Genomic DNA, 3,369 nt, shown 5'->3' with positions numbered 1-3,369 from the left:
GCTTCTCGCCCCGCTCGTTGCGCGACGCTGACCAGCTCATAGATCTCCAGCTGCCAGGCTTCAGCTCTACCGGCCCGGCCAAGGACGAAGGTGCGGGTCATGTCGGAGTGGTAGCCGCCGACCAGGGCACCGAAGTCGATCTTGACGAAGTCTCCGGTGGCCAGCACCGCGTCGGTGGGCCGGTGGTGTGGAATCGCCGAGTTCGCGCCGCTGGCCACGATCGTCTCGAAGGAGACACCGTCGGCGCCGTGCTCGAACATCAGCGCCTCCAGCTCACGGCCCACTTGGCGCTCGGTGCGGCCGGGTCGTAGCCCGCCGCGCTCGACCAGTTCGGTCAGCGCGGCGTCGGCAGCTTCGCACGCCAATCGCAGCAATGCCACCTCACCCGCGTCCTTGGTTTCGCGCAGGGCCTCCACCAACTGCGCGGCGCGGACCAGGGCGGCGCCACCGGTCCCGCAAAGCTCGGCGGCCAGCGCGTCGTAGCCGTCCACGGTGACGACGTGGCTCTCGAATCCCACCCGGCGGGCGCGGCCGGCGACGGCGCGTCCGGCCAGATATCGCCCGCAGGCCCGCTCGATCGCGACTTCCAGATCGGGCGCCTGCCGCGCGGCCTGCGTGCGGTAGCGTCCGTCGGTGGCCAGGACGGCGTTAGCGCCGTCGGCGAACACCAGCAGCGCCGCATTCGATCCGGTGAATCCGGATAAATAGCGGACGTTGATCAGGTCTGTGACCAGCATCGCATCCAATTCGGCCGCGCGAAGTTCGGCACCGAGCGCGGCTCGCCGCTGGGAATGTGTCACACCGGCTGACGCTACTCGCTACGCTGTGGCCCCATGACTAACTGGATGCTGCGTGGCCTGGTGTTCGGCGCCGCGATGGTCGTCGTTCGGCTGTTCCAGGGAACGCTGATCAGCGTGTGGCAGACGCACGCGACATTGATCAGCCTTGTGCTGCTCGCTCTGTTCATCGTGGGCGTGGTCATCTGGGGTGTGATCGACGGCCGCGAAGACGCAGCGTCCAACCCCGACCCGGACCGCCGGGACGACCTCGCGATGACCTGGCTGCTGGCCGGCCTGATCGCTGGCGTCCTCAGCGGAGCGGTCACCTGGCTGATCGCGGTGTTCTACAAGGCCCTCTACGTGGGCGGGCTGATCAACGAGCTCACTACGTTTGCGGCATTCACCGCGCTGGTGGTATTCCTGGGCGCCATTAGCGGCGTGACAGTGGGCCGTTGGCGGGTGGACAAGACGGGCGCCTACAAGCCGCAGAGTGGCGCTGCCCCTGGCGAGCAGGACCGCGCCGACACGGACGTGTTTGCCGCCGTTCGCTCGGAGCAAGCCGCTACCGGCGAGGCCCAGGAATGGCCGGAGCAGCAGACGAGCGCGGTGGCGACGGCCGAACGCGACCACGAATCGCCAACGGCCTACAGCGAAGAAGCCGCGCATACGGCCGAGATTCCGACAGCGCCCAGCGAAGCGAACACCACCGAGGTTGCGGTCCACGAGCACGCCGAGCCCGCCACCGAGCACATCGAGAAACCGACGACCGACTAGCCGCCCAAGGACTGGCCGCCCAGGCTGGCCAGATAGCGCAGGGCGAGCAGGTAACCCTGCACGCCGCAGCCCACGATGACGCCGCTGGCGATCGGGCTGAGATACGAGTGATGTCGAAACTCCTCGCGGGCAAAGACATTCGAGATGTGTACCTCGACCAGAGGCGCACTCAGCTCGGCACAAGCATCGCGTAGCGCAATCGACGTGTGGGTCAGCCCGCCGGCATTGAGGATCACCGGCTCCTGGGCATCCGCCGCCCGATGGATCCAGTCCAGTAGCTGGGCTTCGCTGTCACTCTGCCGCACAACGACTTTGAACCCCAGCGCGTCAGCTTCGCGTTCCACCAACTCGGCGAGATGGTCGTGGGTGGTGTCGCCGTAGACCTCCGGCTCACGAAGACCCAACCGGCCGAGGTTCGGCCCGTTGATCACGTTGACCGTGCTCATGCGCCGCTCCACAGCATCACTGCGTTCTGCATCGTCGCCGGCGGGCTGCTCATCGGGTCCCCACCTCCGCGTACGCGGCGGCCAGCAACGCCGGGTCCGGGCCTTCCAGCCGGCCGGGCTTGGCCAGCCCGTCGAGCACCACGAACCGCAGCACGCCGGCTCGGGTTTTCTTGTCCCCGGCCATCGATTCCAGCAGGTGCGGAAGCGCGTCGGCGTCGTAGCTGGTCGGTAGTCCCAGCGAGGACAGGATGTCGCGGTGGCGCTGCGCGGTGGCGTCGTCGAGACGCCCGGCCAGTCGGGCCAATTCGGCGGCGAACACCATGCCGACCGAGACCGCGGCGCCATGCCGCCATTGATAGCGCTCCCGCCGCTCGATCGCATGGCCCATTGTGTGACCGTAGTTCAGGATTTCGCGCAGTTCGGATTCCTTCTCATCGGCCGCGACGACTTCGGCCTTGACGACGATTGCGCGCCGGATCAGCTCCGGCAGCACCTCCCCCTCCGGGTCCAACGCGGCCTGCGGATCGGCTTCGATCAGGTCCAGTATCACCGGATCGGCGATGAATCCGGCTTTGACGACCTCGGCCATCCCGGCCGCGATCTCGTTGTGCGGCAACGTCTGCAGCGTTGCGAGGTCGACCAGCACCGCGGTCGGCTGATGGAACGCACCGACCAGATTCTTGCCGGCGTCGGTGTTGATGCCGGTCTTGCCGCCAACTGCGGCGTCGACCATCGCCAGCAGTGTGGTGGGCACGTGCACGATCGACACCCCGCGTAACCAGGTAGCCGCCGCGAAGCCCGCTACATCGGTTGCGGCACCTCCACCCAGGCTGACCAACGCATCCTTGCGGCCGATGCCGATGCGGCCCAATACTTCCCAGATGTAACCGACGACGGGCAGGTCTTTACCTGCTTCGGCGTCTGGGATTTCGATCTGGTGCGCGTCAATACCCTTGTCGGCCAGATGGTTTCGGACGGCTTCGGCGGTCTGCGTCAGCACCGGCTGGTGCAGGATCGCGACCCGGTGCCGACCGCCGAGCAGGTCACCGAGTTCGCCGAGCAGGCCGGTGCCGATGACGACCGGGTAGGGCGGGTCCACGTTCACCTGGACGGTGACCGGTTGGCGGGCCTCCGTCATTTCTCCACCTCGGCACTGCCGTGCCTGCGGGCGGCGGCCAGGGCAGCCGGGGTCGCGGGCGTGGGAGGCGGCCCGGTCCGGGGCTCGGGCGCGCTGAGCGTCCGGGGGGCCGACGAGCGGCGCCACGGCGACCGACGCCGGTGCCCCGACTTCGGGTCGTTGAGGCGGCACACGATGTGGCGGACGACAGCCCCGGGATTGCGACGGTTGGTGTTCACCCGGATCGTGGAGA

4 protein-coding genes and 1 pseudogene are annotated in these 3,369 nt (G+C 68.0%); 1 reads left to right on the top strand and 4 read right to left on the bottom strand.

All coding sequences use genetic code 11. The features are described 5' to 3' along the window. On the bottom strand, positions 1 to 800 hold an 800-nt coding region (locus tag AC2VOG_RS00955; RefSeq protein ID WP_486938043.1), incomplete at its 3' end, for a M24 family metallopeptidase. Between the two features lie 33 nt (positions 801 to 833). On the opposite strand from AC2VOG_RS00955, the gene AC2VOG_RS00950 reads away from it, so the two are divergent. Beyond that, positions 834 to 1,553, top strand: coding sequence for a B-4DMT family transporter (locus AC2VOG_RS00950; protein WP_486938042.1), 720 nt, complete (start codon positions 834 to 836; stop codon positions 1,551 to 1,553). Here the strand turns inward: AC2VOG_RS00950 and aroQ are convergent. The 3 genes and pseudogenes from aroQ to AC2VOG_RS00935 form a co-directional block, all read right to left on the bottom strand. Continuing rightward, positions 1,550 to 1,999: a type II 3-dehydroquinate dehydratase gene (gene aroQ, locus AC2VOG_RS00945; protein ID WP_486938041.1), complete on the bottom strand. Its 450-nt coding sequence runs from the start codon at positions 1,997 to 1,999 to the stop codon at positions 1,550 to 1,552. The two genes, AC2VOG_RS00950 and aroQ, sit on opposite strands and share 4 nt — an antisense overlap. A 49-nt stretch (positions 2,000 to 2,048) precedes the next feature. Further along, positions 2,049 to 3,137, bottom strand: a complete 1,089-nt coding sequence (aroB, locus tag AC2VOG_RS00940; RefSeq protein WP_486938040.1) for a 3-dehydroquinate synthase — start codon at positions 3,135 to 3,137, stop codon at positions 2,049 to 2,051. Continuing rightward, positions 3,134 to 3,369: pseudogene (locus AC2VOG_RS00935) on the bottom strand (shikimate kinase); the annotation flags it as partial. The gene aroB and the pseudogene AC2VOG_RS00935, both read right to left, overlap by 4 nt.

It is taken from the genome of Mycobacterium sp. TH-M11 (genome assembly GCF_057473725.1).
Note: the sequence above shows the minus strand (reverse complement) of the source record. Positions and strands in the feature narration are given on the sequence as shown.

Excerpts from the sequence above, each read along its gene's own strand:
- aroB (WP_486938040.1), bottom strand. The coding sequence starts at position 3,137 with ATGACGGAGGCCCGCCAACCGGTCACCGTCCAGGTGAACGTGGACCCG.
- AC2VOG_RS00950 (WP_486938042.1), top strand. The coding sequence starts at position 834 with ATGACTAACTGGATGCTGCGTGGCCTGGTGTTCGGCGCCGCGATGGTC.
- aroQ (WP_486938041.1), bottom strand. The coding sequence starts at position 1,999 with ATGAGCACGGTCAACGTGATCAACGGGCCGAACCTCGGCCGGTTGGGT.